This window comes from Novosphingobium lentum NBRC 107847 (assembly GCF_001590965.1).
GTDB classification, from domain to species: Bacteria; Pseudomonadota; Alphaproteobacteria; order Sphingomonadales; family Sphingomonadaceae; genus Novosphingobium; species Novosphingobium lentum.
The window spans coordinates 47,772-66,682 of the sequence record NZ_BCTW01000010.1 but is presented as its reverse complement, the minus strand read 5'-3'; the positions used below and the strand labels follow the sequence as shown (position 1 = coordinate 66,682).

Below are 18,911 nucleotides of genomic sequence, written 5' to 3'. Positions count from 1 at the left end.
ACAGATTGTCTCTCAGCCCCCGAATGCTCGAGCATCATCGACGGTACGGGGCCAACCGATCAAGTCAGCACAGGTTCCCGCGTTTTCCCAACGATCAGAGGCGTTGTGCCGCCGGGTTCAGCCGGCCATGGCTTTCTGGATCAGGGCGACGATCGCGCCGCTCTGTTCCGAACCCGAGGCGGGCACGAAATCGCTGCTGCGGTCGGCAATTTTGCTCCATGCCGCGGCCACGCCTTCGACGGTGCGGTCGGCGGGAGCCAGGAAGGTGGGTTCGTTCATCGAAACCCAGGCCCCGTGGTATGCGCCCGCACCCGCGCCGACGATGGCATTGCTGGGGGCGTCTTCGGACACCAGGAACAGCGCGGCGGGCGCGACGTTTTCGGGCGCGAATAGCTTGAACGCTTCTTCGGGCAGAATGTCGGCGGTCATGCGCGTGGCTGCCACCGGCACCAGCGTATTGACCTTGATGTTGTTCTTCGCGCCTTCGAGGTACAGCGTCTTCGTCAGGCCCATCAGGCCTGCCTTGGCCGCGCCGTAGTTTGCCTGACCGAAGTTGCCGAACAGTCCGGTGGAGGATGCGGTCATCAGGATGCGGCCATAGTTCTGCTCGCGCATCAGGTCCCAGCACGCCTTGGTCGCGAACGCCGAACCGACCAGGTGGACTTTCACCACCAGCTCAAAATCGGCCGGCTCCATCTTGGCAAAGCTTTTGTCGCGCAGAATGCCGGCGTTGTTGATCAGGATGTGGACGCCGCCCCAGGCTTCCTTGGCCTTGGCGACCATTTCGGCCATCTGTTCGTATTCGCTCACCGATCCGCCGTTCGACATGGCGGTGCCGCCCGCCGCCTCGATTTCCTCGACCACCTTTAGCGCAGCATCCGAATGGCCGGTGCCATCGCGCGATGCGCCCAGATCGTTGACGACCACTTTGGCGCCGCGCCGCGCGAGTTCGAGCGCATAGGCGCGACCCAGGCCGCCGCCGGCGCCGGTCACTATGGCGACACGGTCTTGGAAGGAAATGGTCATCGTCAGCTCCACGATCAGCGCCCTGACCGGGCGATTAACCGGGCCGCCGATGCCACGTTGCCCGGCGGCTGGCAACTCTCTAGGAAATGAGGAGAGGCGTTCGCGACATGACCGTCAGTGGACCGTCAAATAAGTGTAACCAAACCGTCATAGGGCGGCGCAACGTCTCAATGGGGAATTGTCTCGGATGAATATGATTGCGCGCCGTGTCTCGCTTGTCGCCATGTCGTGCTCGCTGGGCTGGGCCGTGCCCGCCAGCGCACAGAATGCCAGGGATCTGGCGGCGATGCAGGCGCAGATCGTGCAGATGCAGCAGCAGATGCAGGCGATGCAGGGCCAGATCTCGGTGTTGCAGAACCAGCTGGCCAATGCCCAGGCGCGGGCCGATGCCGCCAGCACCGCCGTGGCCGCCGTTCCCGCGCAGATCGCCGCCGCTCAGGCCGCCAACGCGCCGACCGTCAGCGCGAAGCCTGAAACGAAGATTACCTGGGACGGCGCGCCCAAGCTGGAAGCGGCGGTCGATCCCAAGAATCCCAAGGCCGGCACATGGAGTTTCAAGCCGCGTGGCAGGGTGCAGATCGACGTCGGCTCGTTGAGCGCCCCCAAGGCGCTGGGCAGCAAGGAAACGGGCTTCGCCAGCGAATTCCGGCGCGCCTACCTTGGCGTTGACGGCACGATTCCCGGCAACTTCGGCTATCGGGTCGAAGCCGATTTCGCCGCCAGTTCGGTCAACCTCACCGACTTGTACCTGACCTGGAAGCCCAACGCGCGGCTGACGCTCACGGCCGGCCAGCAAAAGCCGTTCTGGGGGCTGGAGGAAATGACCTCCGACTTGTTCACCAGCTTCCAGGAACGCGCGGCATTTTCCACAGCGTTCGGGTTCGAACGGCGCATTGGCTTCAGCGCGGCCTGGCTCGACAAGGACGTGCTGGTGCAGGGTGGCGTGTTCACCGACGATGCCGCCACGCTCAACAGCGACACCGACAATAGCTACAGCATCGACGGGCGTGTGGTGTTCATGCCCAAAGTGGGCGGCGGTCAGCTCCACCTCGGCGGGTCGGCGCATTTCCGCAAGTTCAAGGACCTGCAGGCGACCGCGCGCTACAACGCCCGCCCGTTTCTGCACACTACCGACTTGCGCCTGATCGACACCAAGGCCTTCACCGCCGACGGGGAGCGCAGCTTCGGGCTGGAAGGCGCGTATATCATCGGCCCGTTCCACGCGACGGCGGAAAGCCACTGGCTGACCGCGACGCGTTCGGGCCTGGCCAACCCGACGTTCAACGGCGGCTATGCCGAAGTCGGCATGCTGCTGACCAAGGGCGATTCTTCCGCCTACAAGGGCGGCGTCTATGACCGGATCAGGCCGAAGAATGGCGTGGACAAAGGCGGGCTTGGCGCGATCCAGATGAACTTGCGCTACGACTGGCTCGATCTCAACGACGCCGGGATCGTCGGCGGGCGCCAGCAGATCGCGGGTGCCTCGCTGCTGTGGATCCCGACCGACTACGTGCGGTTCATCGTGAACTACGGGCACGTGTGGATTGACGATGCCGCGGTTCCCGCCGGAGCGGCCAGGAACTATACCGCCAACGCCTTGGGCATGCGCGCGCAGTTCGACTTCTGATTGTAGCTGAGTCCCCGCGAAGGCGGGGACCTCAGGCGGCGGGACGGTAGCTTTGCCAAGGCCTGAGGTCCCCGCCTTGGCGGGGAATCACAAGTCTTGCAGCGCGGGCACCAGCTCGTCGAAATGCGCGATGACCGCGTCTGCGCCAAGCTCGTCGGGCGGCACGTCGTGGAAGCCGAACCGCACCGCGATGACCGGCACGCCCGCCGCGCGCGCTGCGCCGATGTCGTATGTCGTATCGCCTACGAACGCGGCGCGGCCTGCATCCCCGGCGCGGCGGATCATCTCGTGGATCGGGTCGGGGGCGGGCTTGGCGCGGCCCGGACCCATCGTGTCGCCGCCGATTACCGTGAAGAAATGGTCGGCAAGGCCGAGTTCCTCGATCACCCGCACCGCCAGCGCTTCCTGCTTGTTGGTGACCACCGCCAGCTTTGCGCCCCGCTCCGCCAGATCGGCTAGCATCGCCTCCCCGCCCGCGAACAGCCGCGTGTGCACCGCGATGTTCTGCGCATAGTAGTCGAGCAGCGCGGCCTGGAGCGCGGGCACCTCCGCCTCCACGATCCCGCCCGATTCGGCGAGTGCGGCGCGCAACGTCTGGCCTACGCCGCCGCCGATCAACCGGGCGACATGCTCGACCGGGACAAGCGGGCGCCCGGCGATCTCCAGGGCATGATTGAGCGCCGCGCCGATGTCGGCTCGGGTGTCGAGCAGCGTGCCGTCGAGGTCGAAACCGACGATACTAAAAGGAAATGAGTCCATCCCGGTGCGCCCTGCCGCTGGATTGTGGAATCGGCAAGCATTTGCTGGCACAGAGCCGCGCATGACCGAACCGACTCCCGCTGCCGCCACTCCGCCAGCCCCCGCGCTGGCCATCGTGATCCTCGCCGCCGGCAAAGGCACGCGCATGAAAAGCGACGTGCACAAAGTGCTCCACCCCATCGCCGGGCGCCCGATGCTGCTCCAGCTGATTGGCTCGGCGGGCGAACTTGCGCCCGAACGCACCGTGGTGGTCGCCGGGCACGGACGCGACCAGCTCGAACGCGCGCTGGGCAACACCGCGACCATCGCGGTGCAGGATCCGCAGCACGGCACCGGCCACGCGGTGCAACAGGCGCAAGGCGCGCTTGCGGGTTTTTCCGGCGATGTGCTGATCCTGTACGGTGATGTGCCGTTCGTGCGCCCGCAGACGATGCGCGCGATGCTCGACCGGTTGCATGAGGCGGATGCGCCGGCGGTGGTGGTGCTCGGCTTCGAGCCGGCCGATCCGCTGCAATACGGGCGCGTGCTGGCACATGATGACGGGCGTATCGTCAAGATGGTCGAGCACAAGGACGCGACCGAGGCCGAACGCGCGTGCGGCTTGTGCAATTCAGGCCTGATGGCGGTGCGCTCGACCGAACTGTTCGCGCTGCTGGCGCGGGTCGGCAACGCGAACGCGCAAGGCGAATACTACCTGACCGACATCGTCAACATCGCCAATCTCGATGGGCGCAGCTGCGCGGTGGTGGTGACCGACGATGCGGATGAAGTTGCGGGCATCAACAGCCGCGCCGAACTGGCCGAAGCGGAAGGCCGCTGGCAGCAGCGCCGCCGTGCGATGGCGATGGCCGACGGCGCCACGCTGATCGCGCCCGAAACCGTGTGGTTCGCTTGGGACACCGTGCTGGGCCGCGACGTGGTGGTCGAACCCAACGTGTGGTTCGGGCCGGGGGTGACGGTGGCCGACCACGTCACGATCCACGCATTCTGCCACATCGCCGGTGCGCGGCTGGCCGAGGGCGTGGAAGTCGGCCCGTTCGCGCGGCTGCGCCCCGGCGCGGTGCTGGAAGAAAAGTCCAAGATCGGCAATTTCGTCGAGATGAAGGCGGCCACACTGGGCAAGGGCGCCAAGGCCAACCACCTGACGTATCTGGGCGATGCCGAAGTTGGCGCCGGTGCCAACATCGGCGCGGGCACGATCACCTGCAATTACGACGGTTACTTCAAGCACAAGACGATCATCGGCGAACGCGCGTTCATCGGATCGAACAGCGCGCTGATCGCCCCGGTGAAGATCGGCGCCGATGCGATCGTCGCGGCGGGCAGCGCGGTATCGCGCGACGTGGCCGACGGCGAACTGCGCATGGTCCGCGCCGAACAGTTGATCAAGCCGGGCTGGGCCGACCGGTTTCATGACGCGATGAAGAAGAAGAAGGCGGAGAAGCGGTGACGGCACGCGCCAAGAAGCGGGATCCGCGCTGATGCGGGAATTCATGCTGCTGATGCACGACGACACACTGTCGCCATCGGATGACAGCGCGTGGGAGGCCTATTTTTCTGCTCTGCGCGCCAGCGGCGTGTTCGATGGTGGAAGCTCCATCGGTGGCGGGCAGGCTGTTCGGAAAACCAATCCGGCGGGGCCAGTATCCCTTCATATCAATGGCTTTATCCGCCTGCGGGCCGACTCTGAAAGTGCGGCGATGAAGTGGGTGGAGAGCAACCCGGTCTTTCTCGCCGGCGGAACGGTGGAAGTGCGCGAGCTGTTGCGAGATTGACGATCCGCTTGACATGATATCATGATATGATATCAGTATATCACAATGACCCGCATCCTCGCTGACCTGCCCGATGAAGACATCCAGTGGCTTGATGCCCGCGCGGCCGCGCAGGGCAAATCGCGCGCCTCGGTGTTGCGTGAGGCTGTGGCGACCTACAAGGCGCAAAGCCCGGCGTCCGGGAACAATGACTGGATCGAGCGCGGCTTCGGCTATTGGGCGAACCGGGCCGACATCGGCGACGGTGTGGAATATCAGCGCGCCATCCGCGAGGATCGCAGGCCTTACGAAGATATTTGAGGCCCATGTCCGACCCGTTCTTCGATACCAATATCGTGATCGACTGGCTCAACCGCAAGTCACCCGCGAAAGCCGAACTGGCGCGCTATGCCCGCCACCGCATCAGCCGCATCGCGTGGACCGAAGTGCTGGCGGGCGAGCCGCTGGAAACGCGCGATCATGTCCGCGAATTAATCGCCCCGTTCGAAATCGTGGAAGTGGACGGGCGTATTGCGAGTGCGGCGGCAGACATCCGGTTCCGCAATCGAATGAAATTGCTGGACGCGCTGATTCTTGCCACTGCCCAAGTCAACGGGTCGATCCTGGTGACACGAAATACCAAGGATTTTCCCGCAGAGATGCCGGGCATCCGCGTACCTTATACTCTCTAAAAGAAAGCCCATCGTCTCATGTGCGGAATTATCGGCATCGTCGGCAAGGAACAGGTCGCGGACCGGCTGGTCGATGGCCTCAGGCGGATGGAATATCGCGGCTATGACAGCGCGGGCGTGTGCACCGTGGATAAAGGTCAGCTGGTGCGCCGCCGGGCCGAGGGCAAGCTCAACAATCTGGTGATCGAACTGGCGCGGCATCCCGCGCCCGGCACGATCGGCATTGCGCACACCCGCTGGGCGACGCACGGCGCGCCGACCACCAGCAACGCGCACCCGCACGCCACGGGCGAAGTCGCGCTGGTCCACAACGGCATCATCGAGAACTTCCGTAGCTTGCGCGAGGCGCTGACCGCGCGCGGCCGGACGTTCGAAAGCGAGACCGACACCGAAGTCGTGGCGCATCTGGTGTCCGAACAGGTCGAGGCCGGGGCCAGCCCGCAGGACGCGATTCGGGCGGTGCTGCCGCAGCTGCGCGGCGCGTTCGCGCTGGCCATCGCGTTCCGCCAGCATCCCGACCTGCTCATCGGCGCGCGGCTCGGCTCGCCGCTGGTGGTGGGCTACGGAGACGGAGAGACCTACCTTGGCTCCGACGCGCTCGCGCTCGCCCCGCTGACCCAGCGCATCGCCTATCTCGACGAAGGCGACTGGGTGGTCATCACCCGCGACGGCGCGCAGATCTTCGACATCGACAACAACCCGGTGACGCGCGAGATCACGCTGTCGGGCGTCTCTGCCGCTGCGATCGAGAAGGGCAACTACCGCCACTTCATGCAGAAGGAGATCTTCGAGCAGCCGACCGTGGTGGCGCAGACCTTGCGCAGCTACATTCGCCAGCTGGAACAAGTGGTTGCGTTGCCGCAGATGGACTTCGATCTTTCGACCATCAGCCGCGTCACGATCGTCGCGTGCGGCACCAGCTTCTATGCCGGGATGGTGGCCAAATACTGGTTCGAGCGGTTCGCGCGGCTGCCGGTAGACATCGATGTGGCCAGCGAGTTCCGCTATCGCGACCCTGTGCTGGAGCCGGGCGGCCTTGCGCTGTTCATCTCGCAGTCGGGCGAGACTGCCGATACGCTGGCGGCGTTGCGCCATGCCCGCGCGCAAGGTCAGAAGATCGCCGTGGTGGTCAACGTGCCGACCAGTTCGATGGCGCGCGAGGCCGATCTGCTGTTGCCGACGCACGCCGGGCCGGAAATCGGCGTCGCCTCGACCAAGGCGTTCACCTGCCAGCTGGCGGTGCTGGCCGCGCTGGCCGCGCACCTGGCGGTCAAGAAGGGCCGGATGAGCCGCGAGGAGGAGTGCGAGGTCGTCCGGCATCTGCTGGAAGCCCCGGCCGCGCTCAACGCCGCGCTGGCGCACGACGAGGAAATCGCCGCGATGGCCCACCTGATCGCGCCGGCGCGCGACGTGCTCTACCTCGGGCGCGGGCCGGACTATCCGCTGGCGCTGGAAGGCGCGCTGAAACTGAAGGAAATCAGCTACATCCATGCTGAAGGCTACGCCGCGGGCGAGATGAAGCACGGGCCGATCGCGCTGATCGACGAGGCGGTGCCGGTGATCGTGCTCGCGCCGTCGGGCCCGCTGTTCGAAAAGACCGTCAGCAACATGCAGGAAGTGCGCGCGCGTGGCGGCAAGATCGTGCTGGTGTCCGATGCCGAAGGGCTGGCCGAAGCGGGCGAGGGCTGCCTCGCCACGATCGAGATGCCGAAAGTCCACCCGCTGATCGCGCCGCTGGTCTATGCCGTTCCGGTGCAGCTGCTGGCCTATCACGTGGCGGTGGCCAAGGGCACCGATGTCGATCAGCCGCGCAATCTGGCCAAGAGCGTGACGGTGGAATAGCGTTGGTCTTGCGCTAGCTGTTGAAACCAGACGATTTTAGCGATTGCGGTGCGACGTTTGCTTTGACACGGATCGCGCCAGGCCGCAGAATTGGTTTCGGCGGGAACGATCTGGCCGGGACGAGGAGCGAGCAGCCATTCCACAGCGCACGGGGTCCGTCAGGGGCAACGTTCTAACGCGTCTCGACCTGATCGGCAGCCTGGCGGGCTGGCGGGCCGTGGTCGGCTGCGTGGTGATCGCCGCGACCGGGCTGGCCGTGCTGATCGCGATCCGCGCGCTGGTCGACTTGTGGGAGCCGGGCGCGGCGCCGTACGCCATGATCTATCCGATCATCTTCCTGGCCACGGCGGTGGGCCGCCTGCGCGCCGGGTTGCTGACCTGGGTGGTGTGCATGGTCTATTCGTCGCTGATCGTCATGCCATTGGGCCGGGCGGTTGTGGCAGAGGCCATTCCCACCGACCCGCGCACGGTCATCAATGCCTTGGTCGGCCTGTTCATGGTCATCGTCACCGAAGCCGCGCGCCGGCAGGCGGCCGAGCTGATCCGCGAGCGCGAGGCGCGGATCGCCGAACGCGACATGCTGCTGCGCGAAGTCGATCACCGGCTGAAGAACAATTTTGCGATGTTCGGCAGCCTGCTGTCGCTGCAGCAGCGCGAAGCGCGCAGCGACGAGGCGCGCGACATTCTGGCCCGCGCCACCGCCCGCCTGCACAGCCTGAGCCAGGCTTACGACCATTTGCGCTACGAACCCGGCAGCATCACCGTGCTCGATATTTCGGTTCTGCTGCAAGGGCTTGCCAGATCGCTGCGCGACGTGCTCGGATTGGACGGCAAGTTTTCGCTCGATGTCGAAGCCGGCCCCCGACTGATCGCGCGCGATCGCGCCTCGGCGCTGGCGCTGCTGGTCAACGAGCTGGTCACGAACGCCGCCAAGCACGCCTTTGCTGACCGCGAGGGTGGCGAAATCCGCATCGTGCTGGTCAGTCCGCATGCCGAATCGGCGGTAATCGAGATTGCCGACAACGGGATCGGCCTGCCGTCCGAATCGACCGGATCGGGGCAAGGGCGCAAACTGGTGGAAGTGCTGGCCCAGATGGCGGGCGGTACGCTGGCGGTGGACAGCGATGCGACCGGCACCAGCTACCGGATCGCCCTTGAAGCACTGCCCTGAACGGCACTTTGCGCGCCTCGTCGCAACCGGCCGCTTCCGACCGCTCAAATGAATGTGCTTTTGCGGTAAATCAGTTGGTGACGCTTACGTTTAAGCAAGGAATGACGGGTAGTGCCTGCGGAGTGAACTCGCGCGCATCCGGCACTTATCTTCCTCGTTCGCTGCCTATCCTGGCGGTGCTGGGGCTGACCGACCCGGTGGAGGGCGACTGGGGGCGCTTGCGCGCGCTGCAGGCGGTGCATCTCGCCAAAGTCACCGTACCGCGCCTGCTGGCACATCTTCTCGCCGCGCTGCTCGTCCTCGAGCTTTATCTCGGCAAGGTGCATATCGCCGTGCTGCTTGCGTGGCTGGCGCTGCTGGGCGGCGTGCTCTTTTACGGCGCGCGCTACGATCGCACGCTGGGGGATGCCGACCGGCGCAGGGTCAGCTTGCGCGAAGTGCACAACCAGACGCTCGGCGCGGCCTTCACCGCACTGGTCTGGCTGGTCCCCGTGCTGGGGTTCAGTCTGTACGGGTCCGCCGTCGACCGGGTGATGCTGTGGACGATCGTGGCCATGCTGATGTCGGGCATGGCGATCGTCCTGGCCGCCGCACCGTTCGCCACGATCGTGTTCAGCACGATCATCGCGCTGGCCAGCATCGTCAGCTTCATCCTTGCCGGGCAGGCCCAGATTGCCGCCACCATCGTGGTGTTCACGATGATCATCGGGCTGGGCACGATCGAAACCGCGCGGGTGTTCCTGTCCGCCAAGATTTCCGAGGCCGGCTTGGCCGAAAAGAGCGAGGTCGTCTCGCTGTTGCTGCGCGAGTTCGAGGAAGGCGAGGCCGACTGGCTGTGGCAGGTCGACCAGTCGCGCCGCGTGCGCAGTGTCAGCCCGCGCTTTGCGTTCGCGCTGGGCATGGATCCCGAAGACATCGAAGGCATGCCGGTGATCCAGCTGATCGCGGGCGCTTCGTGGGACACCGGCCACTTCCATTCCAGCCTGCACGACCTGGCCGAGAAGCTGAAGCGGCGCGAAAGCTTTTCCAACATGCTGGTGCGTGTAGTCATCGGCGGCGCGCATCGCTGGTGGGAACTGTCCGCTTCGCCCCGGCTCGACGAAAACGGCACGTTCGACGGTTTTCGCGGCGTGGGTTCGGACGTGACCGAACAGCGCGAGAGCGCCGACAAGATTTCCTACCTCGCCCGCTACGACACGCTGACCGGCCTGCCCAACCGCCTGATGCTCAACGAAACGCTGGGCGATGCGATGGGCTATGCCGATAAATGGCGCACCCGCTGCGCGTTCCTGATGATCGACCTCGACCGGTTCAAGGCGGTCAACGATACGCTGGGCCACCAGGTGGGCGACCAGCTGCTGGCGCTGGTTTCGGAACGCCTGCGCGCGGTGATGCGGCAGAACGAGCTGTGCGGCAGGCTCGGCGGCGATGAATTCGCCATCGTCATCCGCGATGCGACGCCATCGGAACGGATCGAGGAACTGGCGAGCGCGGTGATCGCCACGCTGTCGCGCCCTTACGAGGTGGAGCATCACACGCTCTATGTCGGGGCGAGCGTGGGATCGGCTGTGGCCCCGCGCGACGGCACGACCGTGGAAACGCTGATCCGCAACGCCGACTTGGCGCTCTATCGTGCCAAGGATGAGGGCGGTGGTCAGCACTTCGCCTATGAGCCCGCGCTCCATGCCCATGCCGAAGAGCGGCGCCAGCTCGAATTCTCGCTGCGCCACGCGCTGGAACGCAACGAATTCTCGCTGGCGTTCCAGCCGGTGGTCGATGCCATCGGCGAGCAGGTGCTCAGCTTCGAGGCGCTGCTGCGCTGGAACAGCCGCGAGCATGGCTTCGTCAGCCCCGCCAAGTTCATCCCGCTGGCGGAGGATACCCGCCTGATCGTGCCGATCGGCGAATGGGTGCTTCGCCAGGCCTGCCGCGAGGCGATGGCGTGGCCCGCCCATATCAAGATCGCGGTCAACGTGTCTGGCGAACAACTGCTCGACCCCAACTTCGCCGCCACCGTGGTCGAGGCGCTGTCCGCCACCGGAATGCCGCCGCACCGGCTGGAGATCGAGGTGACCGAAAGCATCTTCGTGCGCGACGGCACCGCGGCGCAGGCCACGCTGGAACATATCATGGCGCTGGGCTGCGGCGTGGCGCTCGACGATTTCGGGACCGGCTATTCCTCGCTCGGCTACTTGCGCAAGATGCGGTTCTCGACGATCAAAGTCGACCGCAGCTTCGTCAAGGGCGCGGCGATTGCCAATGCCGAAAGCCTGGCGATCATCCGCGCGGTGGTGGCGATGGCCGACAGCCTCGAGATGTCGACCACGGCCGAGGGTGTGGAGAACGAGAGCGAACTGGAAGTGGTGCGCCGCCTGGGCTGCAAGAAGATCCAGGGATACTATTTCGGCCGGCCGATGCCCGCCGCCGACGCCCGCGCGCTGTTCGGCATCGTACCCGAACCGTCAGCCGAAGCGATCCAGCAACGCACGCTGCGGTTCCGCACCAGCAACTGAACGCGGGCTTTCTGTTTCAGCCTGGCTGAAACATCCAGCCGTGAGGCTGGGCAATAACCAGCATTACGCCCCGACCAGCGCGCGCACCGCGCCTTCGAACAGCGCGCGCCCGTCGATGCCGCCTTGCGCGGCCTCGATCATCCGTTCGGGGTGCGGCATCATGCCCAGCACGTTGCCCGCCTCGTTGAGAATGCCGGCGATGTCGCGCGCCGATCCGTTGACCGGTTCGGCGTAGCGGAAAGCCACGCGGCCTTCGCCCTCGATCCGGTCGAGCGTGGCCGCGTCGGCGAAATAGTTGCCGTCGTGGTGCGCCACCGGGATCACGATGCGCTGGTCCGCGGCATAGCCGGCGGTGAACAGCGACTGGTTGTTTTCAACCACCAGCGGCACCTCGCGGCAGACGAAGCGGATGCCGGCATTGCGCATCAGCGCGCCGGGCAGCAGCCCCGCTTCGGTCAGCACCTGGAACCCGTTGCACACGCCCAGCACCGCCACGCCGCATTCCGCCGCGCGGACCACCGCCTGCATGATCGGCGATCGCGCGGCCATCGCGCCCGACCGCAGGTAGTCGCCATAGGAAAACCCGCCGGGCAGCGCGATAAAGTCCAGGCCTTCGGGCAGTTCGGCATCGCCATGCCACACCCGATGCGGCGCGATGCCTGAAACCTGCTCGATCGCCACCGCCATGTCGCGGTCGCAGTTCGATCCGGGGAAGGTGATGACGGCAGCACGGAACGCCATGGGCTAGACCTTCTCGATCCGGTAGTTCTCGATCACCATGTTGGCGAGCAGCTTGCGGCACATCTCGTCGATCGCGGCGTCGCTGGTGTCGTCGGCCAGGTCCAGCTCGATCAGCCGCCCGGCGCGAACATCGTTGACCCCGCCAAACCCCAGCCCGGCCAGCGCGTGCTGGATGGCCCGGCCCTGCGGATCGAGCACGCCGTTCTTGAGCGTGACGTTTACGCGAACTTTCATGGTACGCGGACTTTCATACGATCGTGGCCGTGGCCGCGAAGCGGTGGGACTCGCCCGCGCCTATGCCCACCGTGGCCGCGAAGGGCAAGGTGGCGGGTGATGCCCACGGCGCAGAAATCGGATGGCGGTGGCAGGAACGGGCGCTTTGCAGGAACAAGGATCGGGCCCTGTGCGTATTTGTCTCGGCCTGCACCCACGTGCTAGCGATTGGGGAATGATCCGGGTGACACGCGTAACGGGCAATCGATGCTGAACTTTCTGTCCGGCGGCGGCGCCATGGCCGACACGATTCTTGCGCATGACTGGTCCGATACCTCGATCGGCCCGCCGGCGGACTGGCCGGCGGTGCTCAAGTCCACGGTCGGTTCGATGCTGGCCTCGCGGTTTCCCCAGTGCCTGATGTGGGGCCCCGATCTGCTGACGATTCCCAACGCCGCCTACCGCCCGCTGATGGGCGGCAAGCCGCTGGGGCTGGGCCTGCCCTTGCGCGAAGTGTGGGGCGAAATCTGGGACGATGTCGGCCCGATCGCGCAGCGGGCACTCGCGGGTGAAGCCACGTTTTTGGAGGATATGGAACTGACCGTGGAACGCGGCAAAGGGCCCGAGCAGGCGTGGTTCACGTTCTGCTACAGCCCGATCCGCGATGAATGGGGCCATGTCGTGGGCATGATGGACACGGTGATCGAAACGACCGGCACGGTGCTGGCCGAACGGCGCGTGCGCATCGCCAACCACGAACTGGCGCACCGCATGAAGAACACGCTGGCGGTGTTCCAGGCGATCGCCAGCCAGACGCTGGCGTCGGACCTGCCGCGCGAGGAAATGCGCACTCGGCTGGATCAGCGGCTCGCCGCGCTGGGGGCGGCACACACCACGCTGGCGGGTACGTCGCACAGCGCGGCGCTGGTGTCGGACATCGTCCGGCAGGCGATGCTGCCGCTGGTGGACGATGCCGCCACGATCGAGATGGATGGACCCGAAACGCTGCTGGCGAGCCGACAGGCGCTGTCGCTGGCGCTCGGCGTGCACGAACTGGCGACCAACGCGATCAAGTACGGCGCGCTGTCACAGCCCGGCGGCACGGTGCAGGTGCGCTGGGCAGGCGGGCAGGCAGACAACGATGACCTGGCCTTCGAATGGCGCGAACAGGGCGGGCCGCCAGTGGTCGAACCCGGACGGCGCGGGTTCGGTTCACGGCTGATCGAGCGGGTGATGGCCGCCGATTTCCAGGGCAAGGCCGCGCTGGAGTTCGCGCCCGGCGGCGTGCAGTTCCGCCTCGCCGGACGACGCCTGCCGCCCGAGATCTAGCGCCAGCTCAGCGCGTGTAGATCGCGCGCAGCCTGGCGATGTCGGCCGGGGTCACGCCGGCTTCGGCCTGGAGGTAGCCCTCGACCGAGCCCCAATGCTGGTCGATCTCGGCGAACGCATCGAGCAGGAACGCGCGGCCATTGGCATCCATCAGCGGCTGCGGTTTGGCCGCAGCCGGGTTCTGCTGGTAACGGGCGAACATCTGCGCCGCCATGTTGCCGGGGAACGCCGCCGGATCGATCTTCGGCATCTCGAATTCGGGACGGCGCAGCGCGGTCGACAGGTGATAGTCCTTCAGGATCACGTCGCGCGGGGTGCCCAGCACCGACAGGATCATCGCAGTGGTGAAGCCGGTGCGGTCCTGCCCCGCCGAACAGTTGTATTCAATCGCGCCGTCGTTCCGCTTCAGCAGGTCGAACACCAGCCGCATCTGCGGGGCGAGCAGCTTGGGAAACGCACGGTAGATGTCGCCGCCGTTGTGCATCGGGCCGGTGCCCATCAGGCTGGCCATGCGATAGCCGACCGCCGCGTACGGCACGCCGTCGATCCGCGTCGGCGCGATCGCGCGCTCCTCGTCAGACCGCAGATCGACCAGATGGTGCAGCCCCAGCGTGCCGATCAGCGTGAGATCGCCATCGCTGAGCAGCGGCGACGCGCCCGAGCGATAGATCCGGCCCCACGCGACATGCTTGCCATCCGCCGCCGGATAGCCGCCGATGTCGCGGAAGTTTGAGCCCTGCGCGAGCGGGATCACGCGTTCGACGGCGTGGACAAGGTGGCCGTCGGCGCGGTTGCGCAGCACGAACGTGGCGCGCGTTCCGGCGGGCACCGCCACCGTTTCGTGCCCATCGCGGTCGTTGGCGGAAACCAGCGCGGCCTTGGCGGGCGCTTCATCGTCCAGCCCGGCGCGATAGAGATCGACCGCCTGCGCGCCGGTCCAGCGGACCTCGACCATGTCGGCGGACGTGCGCTCGACCGTGGCGTCCTGCGCCAGCGCGGCGGGGCTGATCGCCAGCAGGGCGGCGGCCCACAGAAATTTCACAACCGTCCGGTTCATCGCATGCACTCCGCAGACATCGCGCGGAACCTGCCACGCCGGAGCTGGCGATGCCACAGGTTTGGGACACTGCGGTGACGGTTGGGGCCGGTGACGGTCGGGATCGGCGGCTGTCGGGGCGATGACGTTTGACTGATCCACCCAACGCCCGCTCGTGTCGAGCGAGCCAGGGTAAAGTCATGTTGATCCAAGTGCAGCGAAGCGTCGCAAGCCGCCCTGCATTCAATGCGGCGCAGGCGCGCCCTCGGGCAGCACCACGATCTGCACCGCCTTGCCCGGCGCGAGGTAGCGTTTGGCCAGCGCCTGCAGGTCCGCCGGGGTCATCGCCTGCAACCGCGCACGGGCTTGCCGGTAGCGGTCGATGCGATCGGCCTGCGTCTGCGCGCGCGACACCAGCGACAGCCAGCCGCTGTTGGATTTCAGCGCATTGTCCAGCCGTTCGAGCATCGGCGCGCGCGCGCGGTCCAGGATGTCGGCGTCGACCGGCGCGGCGACCAGCCCGGCCATCGTCGCATCGAGCGCGTCGTGCGTCGCGGCGATGTCGGTCACATCGACCGTCGCCTGCACGCTGAACGTGCCATACCCGCGCCAGACGTGGCTGGGGGCGCTGCTGGCGCCGGGCGAATAGCTTTTGCCCAGCTTCTCGCGCACCGTGTCGAGCACTTCGATCGCCGTGACCTGCTCCAGCAGTTCGAGCGCCAGTGTCTCCACCGGATCGGCATCGTCGCGCGTCGGCCAGACATAGCGGATCAGCGCCTGATGCGGATCGCCGGTGTGGCGCACCAGGGCCAGCCCGCGTGCGGGGGTGAAGCCGCGCTCGCGTTCGGCGGTGTAGGCGCGGAAATCGGGTTCGCGCGGGGGCAGCGCGCCCAGCGTCCGGCCGACCAGCGCGATCGCCTGCGCCTCGTCCAGATCGCCGACCAGCCCGATCTCGATCGCGCCATGTGCCAGCCGGTCTGCGATCACCGTCTTCAGTTTGGCAAACGTCAGCGCCTGGTAATCTGACGGCTTCTGGTAGGTGAAGCGCGGGTCGTCGGCGGACAGGATCCCGCCGATCGCCGCGCCCAGCGCGCTGCCCGGCGCGGACTTAATCCGCAGAAAGAAGTTGGCGGCGTTGAGCTTGTAGATCTCCTCGCCCTCGGGCCGGTAGCCGGGGTCGCTGATCCCGGCGGCGAGCAGTTGCAGCTCCAGTTCCAGATCGCGCGGGGTGGTGATCGCACCGGCGGAGAACACATCGCCGTTCACGCGCAAGTCGCCGCCGACGATGCGGCCTGCCAGCAGCGATTGCAGCTCGTCCTGGCTGTGCTTGCCCAGCCCGCCAGCGCCCAGCGACTGGACCAGTTCGGTCGCCAGCGGATCGGCGCGGGTGTCGAGCATCTCGCCGCCGTCGAGCGCAAGGCTCACCTGGATGCGGCTGGCCTCCAGCGCGGTGCGCTTCAGGTTCAGCCGCACGCCGTTGGCAAAGCGCACCTCGCGGATGCCGAGCGCAGGCTCGACCGTGTCGGCCACCACTGTGCCCGGCGGGCCGAAATCGGTGTAGCCGAACGCCGTTGCCGGGGCGGGCGAGGTATCGATCCCGCCCTTGCGCGCAGCCTTGTCGAACACGCTGCGCAAGGCTTTCGCGCCGCCCACCGGCGCCCGGCGACCCTGGAAGCGCAGCAGCGCATGGTCGAGCGGCAGCGCCTCGCTCTTCAACGCAGCGAGCACGGCGGCGGGGGTGATGGCGGGCTCGAACGCGGTGAACCGCTCCAGCGCGGCTTGCGGATGCGTCGGCACTTCATCGTCGCGCAACAGCGCCAGCGCCGCGCCCACCAGCGCGCCGTTGCTGCGCGTATCGGCAGATGCGGCGGCGTTGACCAGCCCGGTGCGGATGTTGGCGACCTGCTCGGCCACTTCGGCGGGGGTGAACCCGTCGCGGATCGCGCGCGCGTAGTCGAGCGTGGCGACGGACAGCCCGCGCTGCCATTTGCCGTCGACCGTATCGATCACGAGGTTGGTGGTCCGCCCGATCTTGAAGACTGCGCCGGTGCCGAACCCGGCGCCCCGGAACGGGGGATCGACCACGCGGCTCATCCGCTGGAACCGGCGGTTGACGATGCCGTAGCCGATCGCGCGCAGCAGGTTGAGGCGGCGATTGGCGGCTGTATCGGGTTCATCGAGCCACCGGCCATGCCGTGAGGCGGTGACGCGCTCGGACAGCGCCGGGTCGAGCCACACGTCGGTCGCGCCCTTGCGGTGCGGCTCGACCCGGCCCTCGTCGGGGCGGGGCACCAGCGGTGCGGGCTGCCAATCGGCGAAGTGCGCGCGAATTGCCTGTTCGGCCGCGTCCGCGTCGATATCGCCGATCACGATCACCGTGGCGTTGGCGGGCACGTATTCGCGGCGCCAGAACGTGCGCAAGGCGTCGGCGGTGGCGCCACCGACGGTCGAAGCGATGCCGATCGGCAGGCGCTGCGGATAGGTCGCGGCCGGGTAGAGGAAGGCCAACTGATCCTTGAGGCTGTTGAACTGGTAGCCTTGCGCATCGCGCATTTCGGACAGCACCACGCCGCGCTCGCGATCGACCGCTGCGGAATCGAACTTGAGCTCGCTGGCGGTCTCGCGAAACAGCATCAGCGCCGTGTCGAGCAGCTTCGGGTCGGCGCGGGGCAGATCGAGCTGGTAGGTGGTCTGCTCGAACGAGGTCTGTGCGTTGGTGTCCGCGCCGAACGCCAGCCCGTCACGCTCGAGCAGCTTGACCATCTCGCCTTCGGGCACGTGGGTGCTGCCGTTGAACGCCATGTGCTCGACATAATGGGCAAAGCCGCGCTCGGCGGGCGTTTCGTCGAGCGAGCCGGCGCCGATCTCCATGCGCAATTGCACCGTGCCCGCAGGCTGCGCGTTGTGGCGCACGATGAAGCGCATCCCGTTGTCGAGCTTGCCAAAACGGAACGCCGGGTCGGGCGCGAGGTCGCTTTGCTGGAACGCCCAGTCGGGCTTGGGGGCGGGCGGCGTCGCAAGGTGCCCCGGCAGTGCGGCGCAACCGGTGACGAGCAACAGGGCAACGGCAGGGAACAGGCGGCGGAGCAGCATTGCGACCCTGTTGGCGCAAGGCGGGGCGATGGGCAACCGTTGCGAATTCCGTGCGTCGCCCACTAAGCTTAGCTGCGTCCCCGCGAAGGCGGGGACCTCAGGCCGCGATGCGCCACATTTGCATGAGGTCCCCGCCTTCGCGGGGACGCACTGATGCTTGGTCCGCCCTACTTCTTGGAGCGCAGCTTGCGGTGGTGGTTGAGGTCGGCGACTTCGCTTGGCCCGGCATCGTCCTGCAGCAGGCCCAGCCGGCGCGCGACTTCCTGGTAGGCTTCCTCTTCGCCGCCCAGATCGCGACGGAAGCGGTCCTTGTCGAGCTTTTCGCCGGTGGTCATGTCCCACAGGCGGCAGCCATCGGGGCTGATCTCGTCGGCCAGGATCACGCGCGCATAGTCGCCGTCCCAGATGCGTCCGAACTCGAGCTTGAAGTCGACCAGCCGGATGTTGACCGCCGCGAACATCCCGCACAGGAAATCGTTCACCCGGATCGCCATCGACGAGATGTCCTGCATCTCCTCGTTGTTGGCCCAGCCGAAGCAGGCGATGTGCTCTTCCGCGATCAGCGGATCGCCCAGCGCATCGTCCTTGTAGTAGTATTCGATCAGGGTGTGCGGCAGCGGTTCGCCTTCCTCGATGCCCAGGCGCTTGGTCAGCGATCCGGCGGCGACGTTGCGCACCACGACTTCGATCGGGATGATCTCGACCTGCCGGACCAGCTGCTCGCGCATGTTCAGGCGGCGGATGAAGTGCGTGGGGATGCCGATGTGCGACAGGCGGGTGAACACATATTCGCTGATGCGGTTGTTGATCACGCCCTTGCCGTTGATCGTCCCGCGCTTCTGCGCGTTGAACGCGGTGGCATCGTCCTTGAAGTACTGTATGATCGTGCCCGGCTCTGGGCCCTCATAGAGAATCTTGGCCTTGCCTTCGTAAATCTGGCGGCGACGCGACATCACATGCACTTCCTTGTCACACGCCGGGGAGGGGCACCGGCGCTAAATCAAAAACCCCGGCAGACGAGGAGTCGCGTGGCGACTGCTTCGCTTGGGCCGGGGAGTCCCTTGGGCCCATAAGCGAAAACGCGCGGTCGCGCAATCAAAGCGGGCGGCTTTGCG

General features: G+C 66.6%; 16 protein-coding genes. 9 read left to right on the top strand and 7 right to left on the bottom strand.

Features of this window, described 5'->3' with window-relative positions:
- Positions 1-117: 117 nt before the first annotated feature.
- Positions 118-1,026 (bottom strand): SDR family NAD(P)-dependent oxidoreductase, encoded by a 909-nt coding sequence (locus tag NL2_RS10525; RefSeq protein ID WP_068074948.1) that lies wholly within the window; start codon positions 1,024-1,026, stop codon positions 118-120.
- A 187-nt stretch (positions 1,027-1,213) separates the two neighbouring features.
- Between NL2_RS10525 and NL2_RS10520 the strand changes: the two genes are divergently transcribed.
- The gene (locus tag NL2_RS10520) at positions 1,214-2,653 is read left to right on the top strand and encodes an OprO/OprP family phosphate-selective porin (protein WP_068074577.1); all 1,440 of its coding nucleotides are present in this window, start codon (positions 1,214-1,216) and stop codon (positions 2,651-2,653) included.
- 87 nt (positions 2,654-2,740) lie between these two features.
- Here the strand turns inward: NL2_RS10520 and NL2_RS10515 are convergent, their stop codons facing one another.
- On the bottom strand, positions 2,741-3,412 hold the full coding sequence (locus NL2_RS10515; RefSeq protein WP_068074574.1) for an HAD-IA family hydrolase: 672 nt from the start codon (positions 3,410-3,412) through the stop codon (positions 2,741-2,743).
- Between the two features lie 61 nt (positions 3,413-3,473).
- Between NL2_RS10515 and glmU the strand changes: the two genes are divergently transcribed.
- The 7 genes from glmU to NL2_RS10480 all read left to right on the top strand — a co-directional run bounded on the left by glmU (position 3,474) and on the right by NL2_RS10480 (position 11,384).
- Positions 3,474-4,862 carry a bifunctional UDP-N-acetylglucosamine diphosphorylase/glucosamine-1-phosphate N-acetyltransferase GlmU gene (glmU, locus tag NL2_RS10510; protein ID WP_068074571.1) on the top strand — a complete coding sequence of 463 codons (1,389 nt, stop codon included), beginning with the start codon at positions 3,474-3,476 and terminating at the stop codon, positions 4,860-4,862.
- Between the two features lie 31 nt (positions 4,863-4,893).
- Entirely contained in the window at positions 4,894-5,187 is a 294-nt protein-coding gene (locus NL2_RS10505; protein WP_068074568.1) for a YciI family protein, read from the top strand.
- Positions 5,188-5,232: 45 nt separating this feature from the next.
- A complete protein-coding gene (locus NL2_RS10500) occupies positions 5,233-5,487 on the top strand; it encodes a ribbon-helix-helix protein, CopG family (protein WP_068074564.1) in 255 nt (84 codons plus the stop codon).
- Between the two features lie 5 nt (positions 5,488-5,492).
- Positions 5,493-5,858, top strand: a complete 366-nt coding sequence (locus NL2_RS10495) for a type II toxin-antitoxin system VapC family toxin (protein WP_068074562.1) — start codon at positions 5,493-5,495, stop codon at positions 5,856-5,858.
- Positions 5,859-5,876: 18 nt separating this feature from the next.
- On the top strand, positions 5,877-7,700 hold the full coding sequence (glmS, locus tag NL2_RS10490; RefSeq protein WP_068074559.1) for a glutamine--fructose-6-phosphate transaminase (isomerizing): 1,824 nt from the start codon (positions 5,877-5,879) through the stop codon (positions 7,698-7,700).
- 217 nt (positions 7,701-7,917) lie between these two features.
- Entirely contained in the window at positions 7,918-8,871 is a 954-nt protein-coding gene (locus NL2_RS10485; protein WP_068074556.1) for a sensor histidine kinase, read from the top strand.
- Between the two features lie 101 nt (positions 8,872-8,972).
- Positions 8,973-11,384 carry a putative bifunctional diguanylate cyclase/phosphodiesterase gene (locus NL2_RS10480; RefSeq protein WP_068074553.1) on the top strand — a complete coding sequence of 804 codons (2,412 nt, stop codon included), beginning with the start codon at positions 8,973-8,975 and terminating at the stop codon, positions 11,382-11,384.
- Between the two features lie 63 nt (positions 11,385-11,447).
- On the opposite strand, the gene purQ is transcribed toward NL2_RS10480, so the two are convergent.
- Both purQ and purS read right to left on the bottom strand, forming a co-directional pair.
- Positions 11,448-12,125, bottom strand: coding sequence for a phosphoribosylformylglycinamidine synthase subunit PurQ (purQ, locus tag NL2_RS10475; protein ID WP_068074550.1), 678 nt, complete (start codon positions 12,123-12,125; stop codon positions 11,448-11,450).
- Positions 12,126-12,128: 3 nt separating this feature from the next.
- On the bottom strand, positions 12,129-12,359 hold the full coding sequence (purS, locus tag NL2_RS10470; RefSeq protein WP_068074547.1) for a phosphoribosylformylglycinamidine synthase subunit PurS: 231 nt from the start codon (positions 12,357-12,359) through the stop codon (positions 12,129-12,131).
- A gap of 246 nt (positions 12,360-12,605) precedes the next feature.
- On the opposite strand from purS, the gene NL2_RS10465 reads away from it, so the two are divergent.
- Positions 12,606-13,667, top strand: coding sequence for a sensor histidine kinase (locus NL2_RS10465; protein WP_068074544.1), 1,062 nt, complete (start codon positions 12,606-12,608; stop codon positions 13,665-13,667).
- 7 nt (positions 13,668-13,674) lie between these two features.
- Here the strand turns inward: NL2_RS10465 and NL2_RS10460 are convergent, their stop codons facing one another.
- From NL2_RS10460 to purC, 3 genes are all read right to left on the bottom strand, one after another.
- The gene (locus NL2_RS10460; RefSeq protein WP_068074542.1) at positions 13,675-14,724 is read right to left on the bottom strand and encodes a tyrosine-protein phosphatase; all 1,050 of its coding nucleotides are present in this window, start codon (positions 14,722-14,724) and stop codon (positions 13,675-13,677) included.
- Between the two features lie 222 nt (positions 14,725-14,946).
- On the bottom strand, positions 14,947-17,796 hold the full coding sequence (locus NL2_RS10455; RefSeq protein ID WP_068074539.1) for a M16 family metallopeptidase: 2,850 nt from the start codon (positions 17,794-17,796) through the stop codon (positions 14,947-14,949).
- A 167-nt stretch (positions 17,797-17,963) separates the two neighbouring features.
- Positions 17,964-18,749 (bottom strand): phosphoribosylaminoimidazolesuccinocarboxamide synthase, encoded by a 786-nt coding sequence (gene purC, locus NL2_RS10450; RefSeq protein WP_068074945.1) that lies wholly within the window; start codon positions 18,747-18,749, stop codon positions 17,964-17,966.
- Positions 18,750-18,911: the final 162 nt, after the last annotated feature.